The sequence below is a fragment of the Methanolobus vulcani genome (genome assembly GCF_006546655.1).
In the GTDB taxonomy this organism is placed as follows: domain Archaea; phylum Halobacteriota; class Methanosarcinia; order Methanosarcinales; family Methanosarcinaceae; genus Methanolobus; species Methanolobus vulcani_A.
Genome location: NZ_VIAQ01000015.1, coordinates 493694 through 519659 on the forward strand (window position 1 = coordinate 493694; position 25966 = coordinate 519659).

Here is a 25966-nt window from a genome sequence, read left to right on the forward strand (position 1 = left end):
TTAGTTCACCTCCTTACCGGTGACTCTCCTGACGATACGATGGATCGCTTCAGGTTTACTATAGTCACTCTTTGTGGAATCAATTCCATCTTCGCCGTACTTGAACTGGACAATAACTCCACGTGTTTCCCTTACGGAGCCATCGTACTGGACCTCAAGATCCTGCAATGCGTTAACAAGTCTCCTCTGCAGGTAACCTGACTGGGATGTACGAACTGCAGTATCTACAAGACCTTCACGACCACCAATTGCGTGGAAGAAGTATTCGGTTGGGTTCAGTCCGCTCTTATAACTTGCCTTCACGAACCCGTGAGCATCTGCACCAAGGTCACCCTTGTCAAAGTGTGGGAGTGTCCTTCCTGCATAACCTCTTCTGATCCTTTCACCACGAACTGCCTGTTGTCCGACACAAGCAGCCATCTGAGTAAGGTTAAGCATTGAACCTCTTGCTCCAGACTTTGCCATGAGCACCGCAGAGTTCTCAAGACCAAGCTGTTTACCAGCAATGTTACCGGTCTGGTCCCTGGCCTTACCGAGTTCCTGCATGATCTTCATTTCAATGGTTTCATCAAGTGTACGTCCTGGCAATGGTTCAAGTTCCTTTGCCTCGTAAGCTTCAATGAGCTTCTGTACTCTGGCTTCAGCTTCATTCAGGAGATTACCGATCTGCACCTTTGCGGTGACTGGTATATCTTCATCACTAATACCGAAACTAAGGCCGGTCTTCATCACACCACGAATTGCAAGTCTTGTAAAGTCATCTACGAACTTGGCACCAGCCTCTGATCCGTATTCCTTCATTACCTTATCGAGAACCTTACCTTTGAAAGCACCAATTGCCTGTTCGTCAATGGTACCCTGGAGCATTTCTCCATCTTCTATGACTACATAAGCATCATATTCACAGTCTTTCTTCTTACATGTATCACACTTGAAACAAGCCTGTGCAGGGAATTCTAGGTATAGTCCTTTTGGAAGGATCTGACTGAAGATCTGCTTTCCATTCCACAGTGGCTCTCCCTCTTCGGAGTAGCTTGCAGGCTCTGGCAGATCCCTTATATCTGATTTCCTGAGAAGTTCAAGAGCTGCGTTCTTTGTGATCCTGTTCTCATTTCTTGTAAGAAGGAAAAGACCTGAAATGTGGTCGTGTATACCACCAATAATTGGTCCTCCGAAACGTGGAGACAGGATGTTTTCCTGTACCTGCATGAGGATACTGGCTTCTGCCCTTGACTCTTCGGTCTGAAGAACGTGCATGTTCATTTCGTCACCGTCAAAGTCAGCGTTGTATGGTGGGCATACTGCCGGGTTGAGTCTGAATGTCTTGAATGGGAGTACCTTTACCCTGTGGGCCATAATACTCATTTTGTGAAGTGAAGGCTGCCTGTTAAAGAGAACAATGTCTCCGTCCATGAGTTGCCTTTCAACGGTCCATCCGACTTCTATCTTCTCTGCAAGTTCTTCCTTGTTAGTTTCGGAAATCCTGATACGTCTTCCATCATCACGAATTGCGTAATTTGCACCGGGGTGAACTCCATTTCCACGCTGTACGTACATACGGAGAAGTTCCAGATTCCTTGTGGTGACCTTTTCAGGAATTGTCATATGCATGGCAATTGCGAAAGGTACGCCCACCTCGTTAATACTAAGGTTTGGATCCGGGGAAACGACGGTACGTGCTGAGAAATTGACACGCTTACCGGAAAGACTTCCTCTGAAACGTCCTTCTTTACCCTTAAGACGTTGTGTGAGGGTTTTGAGTGGTCTTCCTGATCTGTGTCTTGCAGGAGGTACGCCTGATACTTCGTTGTCGAAGAATGTTGTGACATGGTATTGGAGCAATTCCCACAGGTCCTCAATAATGAGCTGTGGTGCACCTGCGTCCCTGTTCTCCTGGAATCTCTGGTTAATTCTAATAATATCTACAAGCTTGTGGGTCAGGTCATCTTCACTGCGCTGACCGGATTCAAGTGTAATTGAAGGTCTGACAGTTACCGGTGGAACCGGAAGTACTGTAAGGATCATCCATTCCGGCCTTGCACTTGCAGGATCCATGCCAAGAACCTTTACATCCTCATCAGGGATGTTCTCGAAACGGTCACGGATCTCGGTTGGAGTGAGCTTGTGGCCGTCCTCGATGTAGTCACTTGGTTTTTCGAACTTGATCTCAAGTTGTTCGGTTGAGCAGTATGGGCATGTCTTTGACTTACGCGCTTCCTTGAATACTTCGTTGATGATATTGTCAGGAAGGTGTCCCATTTCCTTGCAGGTGTTCAACTGGTCAAGGAACTCTTGTTTCTTACTTGCGTCAAGGAGAAGTCTGCTACAGTTGCGGCAGACTGAACGCAGTGTCTTGCGTATCGTCTTGTTAAAACCAACGTGAATTACGGGTGCTACAAGATCAATGTGTCCAAAGTGTCCCGGACATTCTCCTGCACGGCTGCCACAGGTCTTACACTTAAGACCAGGGTCGATAACTCCGAGACGAAGGTCCATTAGACCCATGTCAATAGGATAACCGTCATCGTCATAGGTGTCTGCGGTAATGATGGCGGTGACACTCATTTTCCTTACTTCACGTGGCGAGATAAGGCCGAATTTGATTGCACCTACTCTTTTTGGAATTGATGGAATATCATTGTTCATTTTAAGTCACCCCTTATACGGCATCCTCTAGTTGCAGTCTTGGAGCTACACCAAGGGATTTGATTTCATCAAGCAGAAGTTTGAATGCGTAACTCATCTCAACAGGGTGGATATCGGTTTCAGCTCCACAGTTGGAGCAGTATCTGACGTTCCTCTTCCTGTCGAAAGTGGCTACCATTCCGCAGTGTCCGCACACAAGTTCTACTACTTTGTCAGACTCATCGAGCAGTCTTTCCTTCAGTGTCATTGCAGCACCGTGGCCGATAAGCACATCACGCTCCATTTCTCCGAAACGCAGACCTCCTTCACGGGCACGACCTTCTGTTGGCTGCCTTGTAAGCACCTGTACAGGTCCACGAGACCTTGCATGCATCTTTGATGCTACCATGTGGTGCAGTTTCTGGTAAAGGATAACTCCTACAAACACATCAGCCTGGATCTTCTTTCCGGTAACACCATCAAAGAAGACTTCCTTTCCTGTATGTGCAAATCCATGGGTCTTGAGAGCTGCACGGAGATCATCTTCATTTTCTCCGGAGAATGCAGTTGCGTTAACTCTCCTTCCTTCCATTGATCCAACTTTTCCACCAATCATCTCAAGCACGTGACCGACAGTCATACGTGAAGGAATTGCGTGTGGGTTGATTACAAGGTCAGGTACCATTCCTTTCTCTGTAAATGGCATGTCAGCAAATGGTACGATAAGTCCGATAACTCCTTTCTGTCCGTGTCTGGAAGCGAACTTGTCACCAATTTCAGGAATCCTCTGGTCTCTTATCTTGACCTTTGCAAGACGTGTTCCGTTAATGGATTCTGTAAGAATGACTGTGTCAACGACTCCCTTCTCGTTGGAACGCATTGTTATTGCACTTTCTCTGCGCTGCTCAACGGTGATACCGAAGTCGGACTGTTCTTCAAGGAAACGTGGTGGACTGGTCTTTCCTATAAGTACGTCGTTTGGACCTACTCTTGTTTCAGGGTTTACAAGACCGTCAATGTCAAGGTTTGCATATGCCTCAGGGCTACGTGCACCTCTGAATTCGGAGTCAGGAATCTCGAATTTGTCTTCCTGTCCACCAGGGTAGCGTCTTTCTTCACCCTCGAATGTCCTGAGGAAGTGGCTTCTTCCAAGTCCTCTCTCGATTGAACCCTTGTTGAAAACCAGTGCATCTTCAATATTGTGTCCTTCGTAGGACATGACCGCTACAACGAAGTTTTGGCCTGCTGGTCTGTCATCGAAATGAATTGATTCACAGGTTTGTGTCCTCACCATTGCACGCTGTGGATAATGCAAAAGGTGTGCACGTGTGTCTGGTCTGAGTTTGGTATTTGATGTTGAAACACCGATACACTGCTTGACCATTGCCGCACCCATTGTGTTACGTGGGGATGCATTGTGTTCAGGATATGGTACCATTCCGGTACATATTCCGAGCATAAGTCCCGGGTTGATCTCAAGGTGAGTGTGGTTCTCTGTGATATCGTCCTTGTAAAGAGCAATGAATGCATTCTCTTCTTCTTCAGAGTCAAGGTACTCTATTTTTCCTGCCTTCGTAAGTTCGGAATATCCCATTTTGCCTTCTGCAAGGAGTTCAATCTCCTCATCACTGACAAGTGATTCTCCGTTCTTTACAATAATCAGTGGTCTCCTTGCACGACCCATGTCGGTGTTGATCAGAACTTCACGTATGTCTTCATAATAAGTAACGTTGATCTGTCCTGACATCATTCCTGACCTGCGTTGCTCTCTGATATTCTCTACCAGTTCAGCAGGGTCTGAGTGGGTTCCTACAAGTTCTCCGTTGAGGAAAACTTTAGTTTCATTCATCGAGAAGTCCTCCCATGTCATCTAATGATTCTGAATAGTTCGTGTACCCAATAGGTTCAGGTTTTTCTTCTTCTACTACGTTTTTGACTTCCAGATCTTCCAGATAGTCGTCAAGTTCCTCATCATATTCCGGAAGTGCTTTCAGGGATGAATTAAGAACCGTCTTCACTACGCCAAGGTCGTAAAGGATGTTCTTTATCTTCTTCTCTTCATCTGTACCTGTGGAAAGCTCTACCATCTGTGCAAAGTTCTTCACAAGACCACAGTTAGGACCTTCTGGTGTCTCCGATGGACAAAGTCTGCCCCATTGTGTAGGGTGCAGATCACGAGCCTCGAAGTGCGGCTGAGCTCTTGAGAGTGGGGAAATAACACGTCTTAGGTGAGATAGTGTTGAGATATAATCAGTCCTGTCAAGCAGTTGTGATACACCAGTCCTTCCGCCTACCCAGTTACCTGTTGCAAGTGGGTGCTGGAGCCTGTCCGTAAGCACGTCTGCCCTCACAAGTGTGATAACGTTAAGCTCACGGTTTCTCATGTTTGCTCTTTCAAGCTGGTATTTTATGTCTCTTGAGAGCCTGTTGAATGCAACCCTGAACAGGTCTTCCATAAGGTCACCAGTGAGCTTGAGTCTCTTGTTGGAGTAGTGGTCCTTATCATCCGGATTACGCCTTCCAAGTGCCAGCTCAAAACATGACTCCGCCATTCTTCCAAGGAAGTTTGCCTTTGCTGCCCTGTCATGTGGCTCATTTCCAAGGTGTGGTAAAAGATATCTGTCAATGACGTAGTTTGCACGTTTGATCTGGTAGTCCCTTGCCTGTCCGGAAGCGACCCTTGAACCGATCTTCTCCATTGCATCTTCAATGTTGTCGACTTCTGCTTCTTCAAGGTTCTCGAACATGAATTTCATGATCTCAGGATCAGTGGATACTGCCTTTACGAGTTCCTCGTCAGTCTCCACGCCAAGTGCTCTCATAAGTGTAATAAAGCTAAGACGGCCTGAAATAGATGGGAATGATACTTCCAGAAGTGATTTTCTTCCTCTCTCTACGACTACGAGTGCCCTGTAACCTCTTCTCTGTGAGAATACCTTTGAGACTTCGATGATGTCTCCGTACCTTTCTCCAAATTCAGTGAGGATCTTGTTAGGGGCAAGGTCTTCCAGTGTCATGACCACACGCTCGGTACCGTTGATGATGAAATATCCTCCCGGGTCAAGTGGATCTTCACCGTATTTGACCATCTCTTCCTCGCCAAGTTCAGTGAGGTTGCAGATGTCTGATTTAATCATGACTGGAAGCTGCCCGATCTTTGCTTCCTGTGGTTCTTTTTCCTCATCGTTTTCCACAACACTCATCTGGAGGTAGAGTGGTGCGGAATAGGAAAGGTTTCTGAGCCTTGCTTCGTTAGGATAGAGGTTTTCGATAGCTCCGTCCGCTTCCTTTACAACGGGATTCTCAACGCGGATATTGCCCAGTTTGATGTATGTGTCTTCAAGGTCGGTCTCGATAATCTTCTGTTCATCAATGATTTTTTGAAGACCTGTCTCCAGAAACTTATTGTATGAATCTATGTGATGCTGTACGATCTTATCTTTCGTGAAAAACGAACGTGGGATCTGTCCTTTGGTTAACGCTATGATAGCACCTTCTTTATGTGATTATTATGTTTATTGCAAAAAAGCCCTGTCTGAATAATGTGAATATCGCATTCAAGCGATGACAAGTCGATAGTAGAATGCTTCGTCGGCGGTCTGGCTGATACGTGTAATCTTTACGACGTCCCCAACCTGTGCTCCAATTTCCTGAATTACAGGATCAACAACCTTTATCTTTGGTAGCTGTTCCTTCTCTATGGCATATTGCTTTAAAACAGATTTAAGTTCATCTTCCAACATAATCTCATGTTTAGGGATCAACTGATGGTCGAGCAGGCTAAATTTTCTCAATATATTACTCCTCCCTCAAAAATGTGAACGTGAACACTCTTGCAAAGTGATGGCGGGCTCGTAGGGATTTGAACCCTAGGCCGTCTGGTTAAAAGCCAGACGCTCTGCCTGACTGAGCTACGAGCCCAATATGTTGGGTGGATTTGCTGAGGCTGCTTCACGTTCATCGACTTCGGTGTAGCGGTGGATAAAAGCACTTATAGGATATAAATGTTTCGTGCTTCCTCGTTGCGTTCGAACTTCTATGGCATCCTATTACTTACTATTACTTATATCTTATTTATTAATGTATTCTTAATTAAATCTTAGACCGAATGTTTATATGCTATTATTCTTTCTTTTTACAAAGTAGCTAACTAATGCGGTTAATTTCTCCCTTGCCACAGGCAACTCCGGATACATTTATTGATATTACCAGTACTCAATGTAGCAACAAAATCTCGACACCTTCGGTTAGCATCTCTCTTCTTATGTGTTTTAGGGTTTAATAAAGAAAAAAGTAAATGACAGGTTTATGTTCCGGTTTCCCAGCCTGCCATATATGCTTCCTGTTCATCAGAAAGCTTGTCAATGCTTATGCCCATTGACATGAGTTTCATTTCAGCAACGCCAACATCAAGTTCCTGTGGTACAGCATGTACTCCATTAGAAAGCTTGTTCTCTGCAATGTATCTGACACAGAGTGCCTGGTTTGCAAAGCTCATATCCATGACTTCTGCAGGGTGTCCGTCACCTGCTGCAAGGTTTACAAGTCTTCCGTCAGCAAGCACGTAAACACGTTTTTCACCAATCTTGTATTCCTTGATGTTATTTCTTACAGTTCTGACAGAACCTGCCATTGCCTTGAGGTCTTCAAGGTTAATCTCAACATTGAAGTGACCTGCATTTGCAAGGATTGCACCATCTTTTATAACCTCAAAGTCTTCTCTTTTCAGGATATCTCTGTTACCCGTGGTTGTAAGGACCATGTCAGCGATCTTTGCAGCTTCTTTCATAGGCATTACACTGTTACCATCCATGCGGGCTTCCAGTGCTCTTATAGGGTCTACCTCAGTTACAATTACGTTTGCTCCAAGACCCTTTGCGCGCATTGCCGCACCTTTTCCACACCAGCCGTATCCGCCGATAACAACATTCTTACCTGCTACAAGAAGGTTTGTTGTTCTCATGATACCGTCCCATGAGGATTGTCCGGTTCCATATCGGTTGTCAAAGAGGAACTTTGTCATTGCATCATTTACTGCAATAACCGGCATCTTAAGTGCGCCATCACGTTCCATTGCCTTGAGTCTGTGAATACCTGTTGTAGTTTCCTCACAGCCGCCAAGAATCTCTGGCAGAAGGTCTGTACGTTCTGTGTGAAGCTTGAAAATAAGATCAGCACCGTCATCAATTGTGATGTCAGGTTTAAAGTCAAGAACCTTGTCAATAGCCTCGTAATATTCCTCGTTGCAGCAGTCATATTTTGCAAAACACTGGATGTTGTCCTTGTTGTGTAAAGCCATGGACACATCATCCTGTGTACTCAGAGGATTGCATCCTGTAATTGCTACTTCAGCTCCTCCGATTGCAAGAGTTTCCACAAGAGCTGCTGTCTTTGCTTCGACGTGAAGTGCCATTGCAACTTTGTGACCTGCAAGAGGTTTTTCCTTTGCAAACTGTTCTCTGATGATGTTGAGAACAGGCATGTGGTTAAGAACCCAGTCGATCTTCATATTTCCGGATTCTAACATTTCAGTATCAGTCATCTTTTATCTCCAATTTGAAAATATAATTTGATAATAGGATATCTTCCTGATTATTATACATCTAATATAAGTATGAGCCTTTGTTTCTTAGTTTCCAATTCTTCCAAGGAGGTCTTTTGAACTCTTTATGGCTGTGTCAATGACTTCCTGTTCATTCATAGAAAGGACTTTTCCATCTTCCATGAGCACCTTTCCATCAGCAATGGTAGCGCTGACATCCTTGCCACTTGCAGCATAGACCAGATGTGAAGCAACATCATAGACTGGTGCAAGATGAGCTTTGTTCATGTCAACAATAATCATGTCGGCATTGTAACCTTCTTTCAACATTCCACTGTTAATTCCAAGGGCCTTTGCACCGTTGATGGTTGCCATCTCAAGTACCTTACGTGCAGGAAGTGCGGTCGGGTCCATGGTGCTGACTTTCTGCAAAAGAGCTGCTGATCTCATTTCCTCAAACATGTCAAGGTTGTTGTTAGAAGCACAGCCATCGGTTCCAAGACATACATTTGCTCCTGCATCAATGAGTTTAGCCACAGGACATATGCCGGAAGCGAGTTTCATGTTACTGTTAGGGTTATGGGAAATGTTCACGCCATATTCTGCAAGTATCTTTATGTCCCCATCAGAGAGCCATACACAGTGTGCTGCAAGAACATCAGTTCCCCAGAAATCAATTCCCTTGAGGAAATGAATTGAGCACATGCCAAAGTTCTCTTTCATATAGTTGAGTTCGGCTTCGGTCTCAAGTACATGGATATGTAATTTCACATTGTCCTTTACAGCCTGCTCTTTAACTCTGATAAGGAAATCCCTTGAACAGGTGTTGGGTGCGTGCGGACCATACATGGTGCTTATCCTGCCACTGGCTTTCCCGTTCCACTCTTTGACAAAAGCACTGCCAACTTCAAGTTCCCTGTCAGCCTTTTCCTTGTCTCCGAAATCTATCATCCCGTAGGAAAGTGCTGCACGGATTCCTGCTTCATCTACGGCCTGAGCAACCTTGTTCTCATGGATGTACATGTCAGCAAAAGCAATGGTTCCGGAACGTATCATTTCAAGACATGCCAGTTTTGTACCTGCATAGATATCTTCGTCAGTAAGTTTAGCTTCGGCAGGCCAGATGTGATTCTCAAGCCAGTCCTGAAGCTGCATGTCATCAGCGTAGCCTCTGAATATTGTCATTCCTGCATGACAGTGAGTGTTAACAAGTCCCGGCATAAGGACTGAGCCCTTTGCATCGATGACTTTCTCAGCAGTGCATTCTGTGGAAGTCCCGACTTCCTTTATTTTACCGTCCTCTACAACAACGACTCCGTTCTCAATATCACCTGCTTCCGGGTCCATTGTGAGGATATAAGCATTCTTTATGATAAGATCCGCCATTATCTCTCTCCTGATGTCTCTTCTTTAAGCTCTTCCAGATATTTGCGCATAATTGCCAGTCTCTGTTCTGCAATATCTTTAGCTGTTTGTGTATTAAGTCTTTCAGGTATTTTAAAAGGTTTTCTTTCCATGTAATCGTAGAACCCGTCAAAAGGATCTTCTGTGTAAGCATTCATGGAAGTTTCCTTTACTGTCCCGATTGTCTCTTTCAAAGCCCTTAAGGCTCCCATTGAAACTAATGACCTGAAAATTCCAACAGCACCCAGTGCATCAATCCTGTCTGCGTCCTGAAGGATTTGAGCCTCGACGGTCTCTGCCTTCATCCCACGGCTGAAGCGATGGGTCAGGATACATGATGTCACATGGCTGATGAGTTCTGCTTCAGCATCATTCTCTGCAAGAAAATCACGTGCAATCTCAGCACTATATTCAGCGTGGTTGCCGCCTTCTTTGTGTTCTCTCACAATGCCTACATCATGAAGAAGTGCTGCAAGGCGGATGACCTGTAAGTCTCCACCTTCCTTCTGCTGAATTCTCATGCAGGTATTTTCAACCCTTTCGATATGTGACATATCATGTGTACTTGGTTCATTTTCCAGTACCTGAGATACGAATTTCCTTGTGTTCTCAATTAGACACATGTAAGCCCTTTCTCCTCTGCTTTATTCTTCAGGTTTTCCTGCATGGTGTAAAGAGCATCGGAAATGGTAACATCGTTGTTGTATGAATCAACAACTTCCTGAAGCGCATCCTTGCTATGAGTTTTCATTTCTTTTGTGAACTGGATCATATTCCTGAGAGCTCTGGTAACATTATCCACTATGGTGATGTTTGCTGTTAGTGCAGTTCTGGAGAGTGGGTTCAGGTCAATGGTAATGACAGTCTTACCCATTTCCACGAGTTTCTGGCACCTGTCTCCATCTTCGAGAGGAACCAAAACAACATCCGCACTGAATATGCCTTCCTCATCAACAATAGCCCTGTCGTGTGAAAGGTCAAGTCTCTTATCTCCTTTTCCTCCAAGGACAACACCAGCACCGTGTGCTTTCAGGTGGTCTATGATCTTATGCACTCTGGCATCACTTCTATGGAAAAGGTTCACTTCCAGTCTTGCTCCTGTTACGTCTGCAAGAGCTGCCATAAGATCCGGCACAAGCGCAGCGGTATTACCGTTCACAGATATGATTGCATTCTCTGCAAGAAGGAGATTGGCAACCGCTGCCCTTTCGGCAATGGCTGCTGACTTTGTGGTCTTTTCCCCTATAATGTAATCGAAGGCTTCACCGCGTCCCTGCGCCACAAGTCCCTGTTTGCTTGTGATTCCGATGTTTACGCCTTCAACTATTCTTTCCCTGGTGATGAGGGATTCATACCTGGGGTGATCTTTAGGGATGTCTGTCATTCAGTCCGTTTTCTCCTTTATATTTAATTATTTTAGTTGCTTGCATCCAGTATTATTCCCTGGTCAGTTGGCACAAGCATTGTCTGTATATCCTGTCCCTGCAACATCTGTATGTACTTATAGTTGATGAGGTCAGGGTTCTTTGCCAGTTGCTCGTTGATGATCCTTAGTGCTTCAGCTTCACCGTATGCCTGAGCGATAGTCGCATTGGCAATACCGTTTGCTTCAATAATCTTTCTTTCAGCTTCAAGCTGTTCTTTCTGCTTAACAAATACCATTCTCTGAGCGTCCTGGTCTGCCTGAAGTTTTGCTTCAATTGCTTCAGCAACTCTTGTAGGAAGTACTACATTTCTGACAAGTACTTCTTCCACGATTATGCCGTCACTTTCAAGGGCAGTTGCAATATTAGTGAGCATTTCACCTGCAACTACTTCTCTTTCCTCTCCATATACCTGCAGTGCTGTCTTTGTGGAAACTACTTCCCTGATGGACGATCTTATAGTAGGGCGTATAATCTTCTCAGCATAATTTGTACCAAGGTTCTGGTGGATTTCACTTACTTCATCTGCCAGAAGTCTGTACCTGACTGTTATATCAAGTCCTACGGTAAGGCCCTCAACTGTGAGGGCTTTGATTTGGTCATCTCCTTCTATCTGACCTTCATCTTCAACTCCACTCATGGTGTATGTTTCACTTCTTACAGAGTATTTCGTAACGCTGACCCATGGAGGTACAATATGCAATCCTTCACCGAGTTCATCTTCTTCCACGCCACCGAACTGGTTGAACTTCACGCCAACCTCTCCCGCTCCGATAGATACAAAGATTGAACCGAACAAAATTGAAAATACGATCAATATAACGAATATAATTACTACTCCGCGTCCTATCTTGCCAAGAATAGGGGCTATTTCACTTATTGGGAATTCCGGTACCTTTTTAGGAGACTCGGGTTCCCATTCACCTTCAACGACCATAAAAACATCTCCAATAACTAATTCCAAGTGTACAATATCAGGTGGAATTGATAATATATTTTCGCTCAGATTATTTTGACGCTTCCAGTTCTTATCCTGAAGCGCAGCACTTCCCCGAATTCAGAGAAAACATCAACAAGTTCAGAAACACATGTTGTTGAAGGTATTGAAAATACTGCATTGCCAAGCATTGCCTGTGAAGCTACAACTCCTGCTTCATCAGCGGCTTCTATAACCTCTCTTACCTTTCCTCTGGCAAGTCCGCAATTAATGGCGAATTCCCTGGAGCAATGCATGAAATTGTCAATTGTAGGCTTTTCAATAAGCTTTTTCATAGCTTTTTCGCCTGCCATGTTGATATTCTTTGCCATTTCCGAATTTCCAAGCACAGAGCTGGTGGATAGTTCTCCAAGAACTACACAGCATACCTCATTTTCTACTGTCGGGATATGCTCAATTTGAGCTATTGAAGGTGCTCCCGGTGTTTTTCGGATTGGAATTCCGCCATGTACCTGCCCAATGACATCTCCCAGTCCACTTCCATTTTTGATTTCTGCAATGTGTGCAATATCATTGAGCTGGATGGGTGTATATTCCAGCGATAAAGCATGGTTCAGTGCATACGCCGTTCCAAGTGCTCCTGCTCCTGATGCTCCAAATCCGCATCCGATTGGTATATCTGAAATACTTTCCACTTTTACAGGAACCTCTGTCATGAACTCAATAACTGTTCTGTTGGTGTCTCCGGCTACCTTTTCATCATTGAGGAATATCTCGGTTTTATCAATCTCTTTCCCTGCAGTAACAGTGGTATAAACTCCGCCATCAAGTACAACTCCACAACCTGTTGACCCTTTCTTCATAGGGTCTTTATGGTCGTGTATCTGAAAAAAACCTGTAATATGGGCCGGTGCAAAAGCTCTGGCTGTTAGAGTATCATCGACAGATTCGAATCGCATTATTTTTCGCCTTTTGATGTCAGCATATCTGCAATCTCATCCATCAGGACATTTGCAATAAGACTTTTGGACCCTTCTATACTGATATTATCCTTGTTGCCGGAGTATAATATAGTAATACTATTGTTGTCCGTCCCCATACCCTCTTTGCTGACTTCGTTGGCAACAATCATATCAATCCCGGAGGTTTCAAGAGTTTGTCTTGCTCTTTTGAGCAGCTTTTCTGTATCCACGCCAGCTTCAGCCTTGAACCCGACTATCTTCACCTGCGGGTATGCCTGCCTTGCTTCTTTGATGAGCTTGCGTGTGTTCCTCAAAGAAAGTTTAAGTCCTTCTTCTCCGGATTTTATCTTCTGCTTACTTGCATCCAGTGTATAATCTGCAATAGCTGCAGAACTTATTAGCATATCATAACCCTTTGCAAGTTCGCCAAGTACTGCATCCGTCATCTGGTCTGCAGTTTCAGCATAGATCTCATTGATACCTGAAACTCCAAGTTTGTTCCTGTGAACTATGGTAACTTCGGCTCCTCTTCTATAAGCTTCAAGGGCCAGCTTGTCCCCGGTTTTCCCGGAAGCTCTGTTAGTAAGAATTCTTATCGGATCAATAGGTTCTGCCGTAGACCCGCTTGTGATGAGTATCTTTTTCCGGCAGAGTGTTCTTTTCCCGATTTCTCTTTCAACCTCAAGCACAATATCATCATTTCCGGCTATCTTTGCAATTCCTTCCTCAATCTTTGGTCCAATGAAGCTGATTCCCCAGCCTTTCATCTTCTCAATGTTCTCCATGACAGCTGGATGGTTGTACATATCCTCGTGCATTGCAGGCACTATCATTACAGGTTTACCTGCACCGATGGCAGTGGTTGCAAAGGTTGTCACAGGAGTATCATCTATCCCTGCTGCTATCTTTCCAAGTGTATTGGCTGTTGCAGGGGCGATAAGCAAAAGGTCTGCCCTGCCAAGATTTCCAAAGAACTCCACATGTTCCACCTTTCCGGTTATAGCTGTGATGACCTCGTTTCCGGTTGCATAATGCAGGGCCATTGGGTTTATTATCCACCCGGCAGCCTCGCTCATTACTGCATAGACTTCTGCTCCCCTGCGGATGAATTCACGTGCAAATTCCACTGTCCTTACAGCAGCAATACTACCAGTGACCGCAAGAACGATGGTCTTGCCTTTAAGCGATTCGGATTTTGTGGATTTTATCCAGAGTGTCGGGTGTTCGTTTGGAATTTGAGGCATATTCTGTCCTTATTTGATGAATAAGTGGATTTTAGTATTTAAAAGGGGTGGCAGTTATTCATACGTGGAAAATGCACTTTACACTACACGCAGAATAATAAACAAAAGAACTAAAGCTTTTGTGGCTTTAGTTCGTTTTTGTAATTTGCGAAGTAATTTTCCTTAAATCAATGATTTTCGTATCAATCTCCTGAACAAATCGACAGGTTATTTATTCGGTAAGTTTCTATTCCTCATGGAATGATAGAAAAGGACAAAGTTGTTGGCAATATCAGCTCCATTTTCAACAGGTATTCCGGAAAAGAGGACCTTGAAAATGAAATAAACCGGCTTCAATCACATATTGTTGAGCTTGAGCTGGATGTGAGGACTGCCAACCTTAGATATGAGAAAAGTATCGAGTCTGAGAAAAAGGCAGTTGCAGCAAAACAGGAAGCTGAAGAAAAACTCAATGCTCTGGAAGTTAAAGTTAAAACCCTGGAGCATGAGGTGGATAAAGAAAGGGCTGATGTTCCTGCATCTATCTCATTCACATGTAATGACCAGTTCAGCAAACAGCGTACTGAAGAATTTCTCAGGTCTTTGTCAACAATCAGGTATACTGATTCTTCACTTGTATCTTTATATGTAGCCGCAGGTGAAAGTCCTGAAAGCATAAAGGATTATGAACTTTTAACGGAGCGAGTTGATAACGAAACCCTTGCACTAACGGAAAAAGTGGTGTCAACCACCGGTTTTGTTCTGTTCTATTCTCCTGATCACATGATAAATGAGCTTATCGTGCCGCCATTGCCTCTGGATAAATCCTCATGGGGTACAGGTAACGTATTTGATATTTCCGCACTCTCTGAGTTACTGAACAAAGATGCCGGTGTTTGTGTTCTGGTGGCTCATGCGGGTGAATCATTCACTGGTTTTTCTCTAGATTCACAGGACTTTGATTCTTTCCAGATGATAAAAACAAGTGTCAAAGCCAAACATGCTAAAGGTGGTTTCAGTCAGAGACGATTTGAAAGATTGCGGGATGAGGATATAGATCACCATATCAACAAAGTAAAACTTGCCCTGAAAGACATTATTGATGAATTCGGAAACAGTATTGACTATATGATTTTGGCCGGTGATCTTCCGCTTGCAAAGGAAATAACATCAGATATGCTTCTTGATATCACTCAGGTGTATTCATCATCAGATGTCCGTATCGAAAAGCATAATATCTCAGGTATAATGAAACAATTAATGACCTGTCGCAGGTACAGGCTATGATATGAGGTCGCTTCAATGCTAAGTAAAGAAGAACTTTGTGGGATAATTGATGCTTTAGGTGCTCTTTCCCTTGATGAGATATATCATATAACAAAGGAGTTATCTCTGCTCAAAGGAGCTATTCCTCCTGCCATGCCTTCTATAAAGGAATTATGTGTGGAAGCCGAAAAGGAACATCTCATTGTTGCTGTTTCAGCTGAAGAAATTACAGGTGCAGAAGAAAATAAGACAAATTCTGCTTCACAGGGTTCAGAAAGTGAGGATGGCATTCTTTTGTATTACATATCCGGGCCAAATGCTTTTCCAGAAGTTCCTTTTGAGTTAAGTGAGGTTATTGATATTCTGGAATTGCAAAAAAGAGAAGTGGACCTTAGCAGTGTGGCTGCGAGGCTTAGCAAGAATCTTCATCGCAGAATTAAGAACCTTGAGAACAAGATAGACTCTGTCAGTTCCACAAAGGTTCATGAAGAGGACCTTAAAAATCTGGAATTAAGGTACAGTGATATACTGAACCAGTATTATGATTATACTTTCTGGATATCTGAGGATATGCCGGGTATTGAAGATGAGATACAGGAACTTAGCTCACGGATAGAAAGCCTGAAGTCGGCACAAGGTATTTGAATTTTAGGTATTATCAGGTACATATTATGGCAAGAGACAGGCGTGATAAATATTACTGGAAAGCTAAAGAAGATGGTTTTCGCTCCAGGGCAGCCTATAAGCTTTTTCAGATTAACAACAAGCACCACGTTATAAAAGAAGGCGACATCGTTGTAGATCTGGGTGCTGCTCCCGGTGGCTGGTGCGAGGTTGCAAAAGAACTTTCAGGTGCCCGTGTTGTGGGCGTAGATCTCAGGAAGATAGCACCAATAGAGGGTGTAGAGACAATAGTTGGAGACATAACTTCTGACAGGACAATTGCAAAAATATTTGATATGGTGGGCAAAGCCGGAGCAGATGTTGTTATATGTGATGCAGCGCCAAACCTGAGTGGAAACTGGAGTTATGATCACGCACGTTCTATTGATCTTACAAGATCAGCCCTTGGCTGTGCAAAAAAGATTCTCAAACCAGGGGGTCATTTTGTAGTAAAGGTCTTCCAGGGTGATATGTTCAAGGATTTCATGGATGAAGTACAGGATAATTTTACCTACACACGTTCTTATTCTCCTAAAGCTTCCAGGTCTCAGAGTGCTGAAATTTATGTTATTGGCAAGAAGTTCCTTACAGCTCCTATCAGACGCGGGGACGAATTTGAAGTTGACATAACTGAACTTGGTTCCAGTGGCGATGGTGCAGTTTTAATTGATGATTTTGTTGTCTTTGTCAAGGGTGTGCAGCTTGGAGATCATGTAAAAATCAGAATAAATGATGTGAAGCCAAACTTTGCATTTGCAGAAGTTATTGAGTAATTGGATATTTTAATATTTATATTCCTATTTAAGTGGCGACAAATTGCCACTACGCCACTCTTTCATCAATTATATATTTATGTTCTAAAGTAATGTAGTTTATATAGTGCATATGCAGTTATACTACTGTAGTTTATATAGTGCATATGCAGTTATACTACTATACTTGCAGTACTTTCTTGAACAGAAAAACTTGCATGGCATTGATGTAAATTCTGGAATATATCTATGAACTGTGAACTCCCTGAACCGGAATCTCGCCCGCAAAAAAAACCATTTATTTATGCCGGCGTTGGTATTCTTATTATTCTTATCGCAGGATATGTTGTTTTTGGAGATTATATTCAGGAACAGAGGACACTAAGCAAGATTAATTCCTTATGGGAAGAAGCATCCGAATTACGCGATGAAGGTAATTATGACGGTGCACTTGAGGTGTATAATTCCGTTTTTAGCTTGATCTCTTCAAAGGATTTTCCACTGGAATATGGAATGAATCACTATTATAGAGGAAAAACGTATGAGGAAATGTCATCTTCTGACACAGTAAATGCTTCAAGTCATCTTCAAAACAGTATTTATGCCTATGATTATTCCCTGAAGTTCATTACCGAGGAAGAATATCCGGCAGAATATTTTAGGGTACATTACGGTCTGGGGGACGCTTATCTTAAACTATATGCATCCAGAGGAGATGTAAGTGACCTGGATACTGCAATAGATTATTACAACAATGCACTGGGATACTATTCCATTGCAGTTGATCCGATTTATTTTGCTTCCATTAACAACAAGCTTGGTAATGCGTGGAGAAAAAAGGGCAATATTGAAAATAATGTGACCTGTCTTCAGACATCTTTATCATCGTACGAAGAATCACTCAGGGTATTCAGGGAAGATGTATATTCCCTTGAATATGCAGGTGTTCAGAATAATCTGGGAAACCTCTACCTTGAGATGTTCTCATACGAAAACGAAAAAAGCAATATTGAAAACGCTATCACTTCGTTTAATAATGCTCTCAGTGTATATACTATAGATAGCCGTCCAATAGAATATGCTACTGTGCAGAATAACATTGGAAATGCCTGGTTTAAACTATCCGAACTGGAAAATAAAGAAAGCAATGTGGAAAAGGCGGTTGCTGCTTACAATGAAGCTCTAAAGGTTTTTACTATCAGCCTTTTCCCGGTTGAGCACGATGGTGTTATTCACAACATTGCACGTGCATATAAAAGTCTTTAATAGCTGTATCTTGTGAAGATACAGATAATTTTACGAAGATTGGTCTTATCTTTCCTGCAAGGTCTGCACTTCTTCAACCAGACGCTTTCCTGCAGCTATTTCGTCAATACTGTGAACCACTGCACCCAGATTCTCTATTGCCTGTTTTATTTCCTCGTAATCCAGGTTCTCTCCCTCAACTGTGATCTTTACAGTTTCTGTCTGCTGGTCTACTTCATATAAACTCAAATTCACACCATGTACTCCTGGAAGCACACTAAGTGTCTTGGACAATTCTACAATTGATGGATGATGGGGTTTAAGCACATCCAGAACCAATCTTCTAATTCCTGTCAAATTTTATCCTTCCTGATTAGAAAGTCGTAATTCTGCAAATCTTGATAATTGATAGTCAAATATCTAAATCAGACTTATGAACATTGCCTATAAAGCATTATATTATTTTTGTTTTCCTATGAATGGCTTTATCTAACTTCAGTGCATAATAGGTTTCATTCTAAGATTGATTCCCGATCTTATGAGGTATTTTTATGATTGACATGCATACTCATTCTATTTTCAGTGATGGTGAATTGATTCCCAGTGAACTCGTACGAAGAGCCGTGGTTCACGGATACAGGGCAATCGGTATCACTGACCATGCAGACTTTACAAACGTAGAACACATTATCAAGAACGTGAGCAAGGCAAAGTATCTTGAAGATGAACTTGATATCAAGGTCAAGGTAGGTGTGGAAATAACCCATGCTCCACCACGTAAGATTGCTCCTCTTGCAAAGCTGGCAAAGGATCTGGGTGCAGAGATTGTGGTTGTTCACGGTGAGACAATAAACGAGCCTGTAATGCCAGGAACAAATGCAGCATCAGTTGAACTTGCAGATGTTGATATACTTGCACATCCTGGTTTTATCACAATTGAAGAAGCTGAAACTGCCCGTGAGAATGATGTCTGTCTGGAGATTACCGCAAGGAACGGTCACAACAGAACAAATGGTCATGTTGCAAGGATTGGAATGGAGGCCGGTGCAACTCTTGTTGTTGATACGGATGCACACAGCCCGGACAATCTGATCACCAGGGAATTTGCTCTGAAAGTTGCAATGGGTGCCGGATTAACTGAGAAACAGGCACAGGATGTGCTTAATAACTCCATGCGCTTCCTGTAATTATTTTTCCTTTTTTTAGTCGATGCATTTTAAAGTTATAGACATCACTACCGGAATATCCAAAAAGACTCCGGTTTATGAAGGCGATCCGATTCCAGTATTTGAAAAAGTATCTTCAATTGAGAAAGATGGCTTTATGGTCACCCGACTAAATATTGGAACCCATACGGGCACTCATGTTGATGCACCTTTACATTTGTATGAAGGTGGTCAGTCAGTTGCTGATATTGATTCAGGGTCATTAATGGGGAAAGCTGTTCTCCTTGACCTATCACTGGGTGAAGGTCCTGTTACTGATGTTGAACTTGAAACAGCTTACAGGCTGCATTCAGTGAAAGGTTCAGATGTTCTTCTGATAAAAACGAGGGACTATTCTAAGTGTCCTGCTGAAAGTCTGGAATCAGGCAGACTGCTTGCGGCAACTGCGGGAAAATGGATATTTGATAACGGTTTCAGGGTAGTTGGTGTTGACACACTTTCTGTTGATGAAGATGTATCCTTACCAAACCATCATCTTTTTTTGAGTAATAATGTCAATATTGTGGAATATTTGAACCTGAAGGATGTGAATGAGGGTGCTTATATTTTTATTTGCCTTCCTTTAAAGCTTGAAGGTTGTGACGGGGCTCCATCACGTGCAATTTTGATGGATGTTAATTCATTCGATATTCATGTGTAACAATTGATTCTGTTCATTTTACAGGATGATTTAAATATAAGTATTATTATATTTGATAATGCAATTATGTTAGCAGAAATTACTAGCATTATATCTATATTAACTCATCAAAAATATTAAATAACAGGATTAATATAGTATGAATCGCAATATAATCCTGTAACACGATTGCTAAAACGTTTCATGAGGGAATCGCACGAAAGCAAATCAGAGACATTTAATGCACAGGGATGACCGTGCACAGGTAGGTATAGGTACCCTTATCATCTTTATCTCCATGGTACTTGTGGCAGCTGTAGCATCTGCCCTTTTGATCAAGACCTCAGGAGTGCTTCAGCAGAAAGCATCTCAAACCGGTCAGGAGACTACAAGAGAGGTTGCTTCCAACATGCGTATTGACCGTGTAGAGGGTGAACGTGCGACATATACGACGGTCACTTATACTGATGGAACGTTATCATCTACGGATTTAAACTGTTCTAAAGGTGGAATGATCGAATGGATTTCCTCTTCAGGAGCCTTTAATATTTCTGTGGATGGCGGCGATGAAACTGAAGTAGAAGATGGTTCTTATTTTGAATATCGTTTTTCTCGCGCAGGATCACATAATTATACTGTAACCGGTTCAAGTACGACAACAGGTACTGTAACTGTTAGCGATGCTGTGGATTATGGTGAGATCTCAAAACTGCATATTTCCGTATCACTCGGACCTGGTAGTGAAGATGTTGATCTGTCACAGCTTATTATTTACCTTTCAGATGGAAGCCATGTAGCTAATGTCAGGTATGATACTGCTGATGAAGACGATGATATCCATCTGCCCACAGCTGATTATTTCTCAGTCAGCTCAATACGTACTCGTGATCAGACTGTGTTCAAAGCTACACAGCCGGTATTGAGAACAGGTGACATCATGGAAGTAGTGGTTGATATCAGAAGAGTTTTCCAGGGCGATGACGAGGAATACGAGGGACTGGCCCCAAGGACCGAAGTCTCATTCCAGGTAAGACCTGAAGCTGGTTCTCTGGTAGTTTTCGACTTCACAACTCCGGGTGCATACTTCGATGAAAAGTACATCCTGCTAAGGTACTAAATATTCTATATTTAACGGACTACTAGGAAAACAGAATGTTCAGGAGATTTAACATGGGCTTAATAGAAGCGTTATGCTAATCTTCCTGATATGATTTTTTAATTTTGCTTCACTTTCCTGAATATGAATCTTCAGCAGAGCGGGAGCTGATTGCCTTTTTACGCATGTAGTCCGGAATTACATCTTTTTCAACTACCAGTTTGGATGTACCGATGCCAACTACAATTACTTTTGTTTCTACGGGTTCCTCTCCTTCCCTCACCATGAGTTCCTTTTTGGTAACCTCAATATCTACTTCGTCCTTACCATAACCGGCAGCTTTCATATAATCCATTATTATTCCCTTGCCGGTGTTTCTGGCGTAATCGAAGGCCTGTATATAATCCGGGAAAATCTCCCTTCCTTCCGGTGTGAATACAAAGTAACTGATGATTTCTTTTGCGTTCTTCAGTTCTTCATCTGTTACATCTTCACCAGTGATCGGAGCAAAGTCTTTCTTGATTAGAATCTCAACACGCTTGATACCCTTTCCAACGAGTGCACCTACAGCGTTTCCTACACTTGCGTGTTCAGGAACCACTATGTTTGCATCAATGAGTTTTTCCATTTCTTCCTTGTAAGCAACAACAGGACCACCCAGCAGGATAACTGGTGTTTCCACCTTAAAACGTGTGTAGTTATCACCTGAAAGCATCTGGTCAATAACAGGCTGGGGAATTCCATCCACAAGATAAGATACAAGGTCTGATGCCATATTCCTGGCTACCTTTTTCTTAACCATAATGGCAACTTCTTTCTTAGTTATTCTTAGTTGCTTGGCAATCCTTTCAGCCCCTATAATAGAAGCTTCTGTTTCCCATTTATTAAACTCTCCAAGTACATGAAGTGCATCCGTGGGTGTGAAACCAATTGACTGCACAAGACGTTTCTGTATAAGTCCATCAAGTGCACGCACACTTGGTTGTTTCTTCAGGCGCTGGAAAATGTCTACATAGGATACCGGAGTTCCCTGAATTACATCGAATATTTCTTCCTCGGTCCTGGTAAGTTCCAGGGGCTTGAGGCCGGTACGCACAAAGAATTTTGTTGGCTGTACATTTTCACAGAGCAGTTTTCTTGACGGTGATTTTGATTCCTTGAATTTTTCAAGAAAACCCTGGTAAAGGATTGCTGCACGGCAAAGCGGGATAACTCTCCTGGGGCCTATGTAGAATTTTTGGTCCTGAATCCATACATGACTGTCTCCTCCGGTTGCGGAAGTTTCCATTCTGATGGCTTTGACCATTGTTTTCCAGCCGCCAACAACGGCTCCCTGGTCACTGAGTTCAGGGACACCATTTCTGATAAGAGCTACATCGGTACTTGTACCTCCTACATCAACCATTGCACATGTATCGTATTTTGTAAGGAAGGATGCACCTACAAGACTTGCAGCCGGTCCTGAGAATATTGATTCTATGGGGCGTTCAAGGGCTTCTTCCATTCCAACAACGGAACCATCACATTTGAGCATGAGCAGGTTTGCATCCATGCCTCTTGATTTTATGTCCTGCATGATTGACTGGATGAACTTGTGTGTGATTGGCAGGAGCTGTGCGTTCAGATAAGCAGTTATAGCCCTGTCGTAGGCACCGACTTCCTGGGAAAGCTCGTGTCCGCAGACTACAGGAAGTCCGGTTAGCTCACGGATTATTTCCTTAACCCGAAGCTCATGTTCAGAGTTACGGTTGCTGAAAAAGGATGAAACTGAAAATGCTGCAACATGGTCTTTTACTTCAAGGGCAAAGAGCTTGACTCCATCTTCATCAAGAGGGGCGGCTTCCACACCATTACTTGTGTGACCACCGGCAAGCTGGACATAGTATTTTGCCGGGAATCCTTCTTTTGGAATTACATAATCGCCTACAAGGATAACTCCTACAGGGAAACCGGTGTCTTCAAGGATTGTGTTTGTAGAGAGAGTGGTTGAGACTGAAACCAGCTTTACGTCCTGGACATATTCAGGATTCAGCGAATCTATTACTTTTTTAATTCCGCCTATTGGATCCGGATAAGTTGTAAGCACTTTTGTGGCATCCATTATCACACCATCTGAATCACGGATAATTACACCGTCTGTAAAAGTTCCTCCGGCATCAATGCCCAGACTGTATTGCATTTTGGTTCACTCCTTTCAAACAAAAATTAATTTCATAATTGATAATGTAAAAAACAATGGTTTTGCAATATTTAAGCATTACCGTTTATTCTCAAAGGTCATCTTATTGGATTTGATAGCGAAAAGTGCGTAACACTTTCTCATAAATGTTATATAATATACATGAGCATAGTTGCACATCTATTTTCATCAATTTATATTATTATGGGGCGATTACCTTGGACCTGTCAAAAATGACAAAACGATCTATATTGCTTGCAATTCTTCTTCTTGCGATACTCGCATCTCCTGTAAGTGCAATGAACTGGCAGACAGAAACGGTGGATAACGGTTCCAGTTATATTAATCTCACTTGGGATCACCTTACTGGAAAGTATACTTCCCTTGCCTTCGATTCTTCAGGAAATCCGGCAATCAGTTACCAATATTATAATGCCCAGAACCTCAAATTCGCACACTACAATAACTCAAGCTGGGAAATAGAAACAGTGGACGATGTAGGACAGGTTGGATACTACACTTCCCTTGCCTTTGATCCTTCGGGCAATCCCACGATCAGTTATTTAGATTACAGAAATCGTACTGTCAAATTCGCAGACTACAATGGTGTAAACTGGGAATCAGAAACGGTAGAGAGCAGCTGGGGTGCTGGGCTCTATACTTCCCTTGCCTTTGATTCTTCAGGCAATCCTTCGATAAGTTATTACGACGAGTACTGGCGCAACACCAGCCTCAAATTCGCATATTACAATGGTGTAAGCTGGGAAACAGAAACAGTGGACAATATAGGAGATGTTGGAAAGTATACTTCCCTTGCCTTCGACTCTTCAGACAATCCAGCTATCAGTTATTATGATTTCAATACCAGCTACGATCTCAAGTTCGCCCATTACAATGGGGCAAACTGGGAAATAGAAACAGTGGACAGTAGACTCAATGTTGGAATGGGAACTTCTCTTTGCTATGATCCTTCCGGATATCCGGCGATAAGTTATCTCGATGTGACAAACAAAGACCTCAAATTTGCACATTACAATGGCGTATACTGGGAAATAGAAAAAGTGGACAGTGCGGCAGGTTTGAACACAGCCGGAGGAGAGTACACTTCCCTTTGCTTCGATGCTTCAGGCAATCCGGCAATCAGTTATAATGATGGTAATAACGACTACCTTAAATTTGCATATTACAATGGCGCAAACTGGGAAATAGAAACAGTCGACAGCGCAGGTGCTGCTGGAGAGTATGCATCCCTTTGCTTCGACTCTTCAGGAAATGCAGGGATCAGTTATTACGATTACACTGACTACCGTAACACATACCTCAAATTTGCCTTTTGTATGACAGGTACGTTGCCTGTGAATTCCTCTGTACCGGATACCTGGGTATATGTTGATGGGATTAACCGATCAGTACAGGCCAATACAACCCTGTATCTCTGGCCGGGTACATACAATATCACTGTAGTAAAGCAGGATTATGAAACACCTTCAATTCAGACCGTAAACGTTACTGAAGGGGCAAACCCGGAAATTGATTTCATTCCGGAACCGGCAATACCTGTTGCCGGCTTTGTGGCCAACACAACATTAGAAACAGCAACACAGGATGTATCCTTCACCGACCAATCCACTGGTGTAATCAGCTCGTGGTTATGGGACTTCGGTGACGGAACAATTTCCACCGACCAGAATCCTATGCATAATTATACCACAACAGGAATCTATAACGTTAGTTTGATACTCACAAACCCATCCGGCAGCAGTACACGTGTACAAACTTCATATATCACAGTCGTTGATTCCCCGGTTGCCGGCTTCAGTTCCAATGTGACCTCCGGTGTGGTTCCGCTTTCCGTAGGCTTTACTGATTCATCGATAAACAGCCCAGACTCATGGTTATGGGATTTCGGCGATGGGGATACTTCATCCTACCAGAACCCGAACCACACTTATTCAACTGTGGGAACTTACAATGTGAGCCTCAATGCCAGCAATTCATTGGGAAGTAATATCAGCACAAGGACTGCTTATATTACTGTATCTTCAGTCAGCTCCGGAAGCCCAAGCAGTTCCAGTTCCGGTACCCGCGTATCTGTAAGTTCAAGCCAGGATCCTGATATTGTAATAAGCACCGACACATCCATAATGCGTGTGACAGGAGGTACATCTATTGAGTTCGATCTTTCCGATGGTGAAGGTCCTGTGCTTGGAATCGGTTTTGATGCAGAAACTGATGAAGGTCTCGTTGTTACAAAGGTCCAGGTTCTTGGTGGCACACCAGCAGACGTACCAATCCCGGATGGTAATTTGTATTCCGTGATGAGCATCGACGTTGGAGCCGAGGGTATAATTTCAAGTGACAATGCTGAGAACATAATGATACGTTTCAAGGTCAGCAGGGAATGGATCGATGATAACAACATCGATATGGATACGATCTGTCTGATGCATTTCTATGAAGGAAAATGGCAGGAGCTTCCGACAGACTTTGAAAGTGAAGATGAAAAAATCCTGTACTTCACTGCCGAGACACCTGGCTTCTCTATATTCTCGATTGTAGCTGACGCTGCCAGCGAGGAAGTATCAGAAGAAAGCGTCCAGACGGAAGAAACTGTATCATTAACTTCTGAAGAGGGACAACAAGAAGAAACAGATACTGAAGATACAAAGAACACGCCCGGTTTCAGTGCACTGGCAGGAATTGTCTTTGTATCACTTACACTGATTGTGCTCAGGAAAAATAAATAATAAAAATAAATGACGGGACACCTGTCCTGTCAGTTTTTTTGATTTTAAGAATGGTA

21 protein-coding genes and 1 tRNA gene are annotated in these 25966 nt (G+C 43.0%); 8 read left to right on the top strand and 14 right to left on the bottom strand.

What is annotated here, in order from left to right:
• The 12 genes from FKV42_RS09810 to coaBC all read right to left on the bottom strand — a co-directional run bounded on the left by FKV42_RS09810 (position 1) and on the right by coaBC (position 14138).
• Positions 1-2646, bottom strand: coding sequence for a DNA-directed RNA polymerase subunit A' (locus tag FKV42_RS09810; protein WP_154810025.1), 2646 nt, complete (start codon positions 2644-2646; stop codon positions 1-3).
• 13 nt (positions 2647-2659) lie between these two features.
• Entirely contained in the window at positions 2660-4474 is a 1815-nt protein-coding gene (gene rpoB / locus FKV42_RS09815) for a DNA-directed RNA polymerase subunit B (protein WP_154810026.1), read from the bottom strand.
• Positions 4467-6089 (bottom strand): DNA-directed RNA polymerase subunit B'', encoded by a 1623-nt coding sequence (locus FKV42_RS09820; protein ID WP_154810027.1) that lies wholly within the window; start codon positions 6087-6089, stop codon positions 4467-4469. Before FKV42_RS09820 ends, rpoB begins: the two co-directional genes overlap by 8 nt.
• A gap of 93 nt (positions 6090-6182) precedes the next feature.
• A complete protein-coding gene (locus tag FKV42_RS09825; RefSeq protein WP_154810028.1) occupies positions 6183-6419 on the bottom strand; it encodes a DNA-directed RNA polymerase subunit H in 237 nt (78 codons plus the stop codon).
• 50 nt (positions 6420-6469) lie between these two features.
• Positions 6470-6546: transfer RNA gene (locus FKV42_RS09830), tRNA-Lys, on the bottom strand.
• A 385-nt stretch (positions 6547-6931) separates the two neighbouring features.
• The gene (locus FKV42_RS09835) at positions 6932-8167 is read right to left on the bottom strand and encodes an adenosylhomocysteinase (protein ID WP_154810029.1); all 1236 of its coding nucleotides are present in this window, start codon (positions 8165-8167) and stop codon (positions 6932-6934) included.
• Positions 8168-8254: 87 nt separating this feature from the next.
• Positions 8255-9553: an amidohydrolase family protein gene (locus FKV42_RS09840; RefSeq protein WP_154810030.1), complete on the bottom strand. Its 1299-nt coding sequence runs from the start codon at positions 9551-9553 to the stop codon at positions 8255-8257.
• A complete protein-coding gene (locus tag FKV42_RS09845; protein ID WP_154810031.1) occupies positions 9553-10194 on the bottom strand; it encodes an HD domain-containing protein in 642 nt (213 codons plus the stop codon). The genes FKV42_RS09840 and FKV42_RS09845 overlap by 1 nt, the downstream gene beginning before the upstream one ends.
• Positions 10185-10955: a 4-phosphopantoate--beta-alanine ligase gene (locus FKV42_RS09850; RefSeq protein WP_154810032.1), complete on the bottom strand. Its 771-nt coding sequence runs from the start codon at positions 10953-10955 to the stop codon at positions 10185-10187. Before FKV42_RS09850 ends, FKV42_RS09845 begins: the two co-directional genes overlap by 10 nt.
• 32 nt (positions 10956-10987) lie before the next feature.
• On the bottom strand, positions 10988-11932 hold the full coding sequence (locus FKV42_RS09855; protein WP_154810033.1) for a prohibitin family protein: 945 nt from the start codon (positions 11930-11932) through the stop codon (positions 10988-10990).
• A gap of 65 nt (positions 11933-11997) precedes the next feature.
• Positions 11998-12891: a pantoate kinase gene (locus tag FKV42_RS09860; RefSeq protein ID WP_154810034.1), complete on the bottom strand. Its 894-nt coding sequence runs from the start codon at positions 12889-12891 to the stop codon at positions 11998-12000.
• Positions 12891-14138, bottom strand: a complete 1248-nt coding sequence (gene coaBC / locus FKV42_RS09865; RefSeq protein WP_154810035.1) for a bifunctional phosphopantothenoylcysteine decarboxylase/phosphopantothenate--cysteine ligase CoaBC — start codon at positions 14136-14138, stop codon at positions 12891-12893. The genes FKV42_RS09860 and coaBC overlap by 1 nt, the downstream gene beginning before the upstream one ends.
• 240 nt (positions 14139-14378) lie before the next feature.
• On the opposite strand from coaBC, the gene FKV42_RS09870 reads away from it, so the two are divergent.
• From FKV42_RS09870 to FKV42_RS09885, 4 genes are all read left to right on the top strand, one after another.
• Positions 14379-15404: a Vms1/Ankzf1 family peptidyl-tRNA hydrolase gene (locus tag FKV42_RS09870; RefSeq protein WP_154810036.1), complete on the top strand. Its 1026-nt coding sequence runs from the start codon at positions 14379-14381 to the stop codon at positions 15402-15404.
• Positions 15405-15419: 15 nt separating this feature from the next.
• A complete protein-coding gene (locus FKV42_RS09875) occupies positions 15420-16028 on the top strand; it encodes a DUF7109 family protein (RefSeq protein ID WP_154810037.1) in 609 nt (202 codons plus the stop codon).
• A 26-nt stretch (positions 16029-16054) separates the two neighbouring features.
• A complete protein-coding gene (locus FKV42_RS09880) occupies positions 16055-16819 on the top strand; it encodes a 23S rRNA (uridine(2552)-2'-O)-methyltransferase (protein ID WP_154810038.1) in 765 nt (254 codons plus the stop codon).
• A gap of 228 nt (positions 16820-17047) precedes the next feature.
• Entirely contained in the window at positions 17048-18064 is a 1017-nt protein-coding gene (locus FKV42_RS09885; RefSeq protein WP_154810039.1) for a tetratricopeptide repeat protein, read from the top strand.
• A gap of 45 nt (positions 18065-18109) precedes the next feature.
• Here the strand turns inward: FKV42_RS09885 and FKV42_RS09890 are convergent, their stop codons facing one another.
• Positions 18110-18400: a DUF211 domain-containing protein gene (locus FKV42_RS09890; RefSeq protein ID WP_023845923.1), complete on the bottom strand. Its 291-nt coding sequence runs from the start codon at positions 18398-18400 to the stop codon at positions 18110-18112.
• 194 nt (positions 18401-18594) lie between these two features.
• Between FKV42_RS09890 and FKV42_RS09895 the strand changes: the two genes are divergently transcribed.
• The 3 genes from FKV42_RS09895 to FKV42_RS09905 all read left to right on the top strand — a co-directional run bounded on the left by FKV42_RS09895 (position 18595) and on the right by FKV42_RS09905 (position 21005).
• Positions 18595-19230 carry a histidinol phosphate phosphatase domain-containing protein gene (locus FKV42_RS09895; protein ID WP_154810040.1) on the top strand — a complete coding sequence of 212 codons (636 nt, stop codon included), beginning with the start codon at positions 18595-18597 and terminating at the stop codon, positions 19228-19230.
• Positions 19231-19252: 22 nt separating this feature from the next.
• Positions 19253-19909: a cyclase family protein gene (locus FKV42_RS09900; protein WP_154810041.1), complete on the top strand. Its 657-nt coding sequence runs from the start codon at positions 19253-19255 to the stop codon at positions 19907-19909.
• Between the two features lie 220 nt (positions 19910-20129).
• The gene (locus FKV42_RS09905; RefSeq protein WP_154810042.1) at positions 20130-21005 is read left to right on the top strand and encodes an archaellin/type IV pilin N-terminal domain-containing protein; all 876 of its coding nucleotides are present in this window, start codon (positions 20130-20132) and stop codon (positions 21003-21005) included.
• 109 nt (positions 21006-21114) lie between these two features.
• On the opposite strand, the gene FKV42_RS09910 is transcribed toward FKV42_RS09905, so the two are convergent.
• Positions 21115-23163, bottom strand: a complete 2049-nt coding sequence (locus FKV42_RS09910; protein ID WP_154810043.1) for a hydantoinase/oxoprolinase family protein — start codon at positions 23161-23163, stop codon at positions 21115-21117.
• Positions 23164-23381: 218 nt separating this feature from the next.
• On the opposite strand from FKV42_RS09910, the gene FKV42_RS09915 reads away from it, so the two are divergent.
• On the top strand, positions 23382-25910 hold the full coding sequence (locus FKV42_RS09915; RefSeq protein ID WP_196214107.1) for a PGF-pre-PGF domain-containing protein: 2529 nt from the start codon (positions 23382-23384) through the stop codon (positions 25908-25910).
• Positions 25911-25966: the final 56 nt, after the last annotated feature.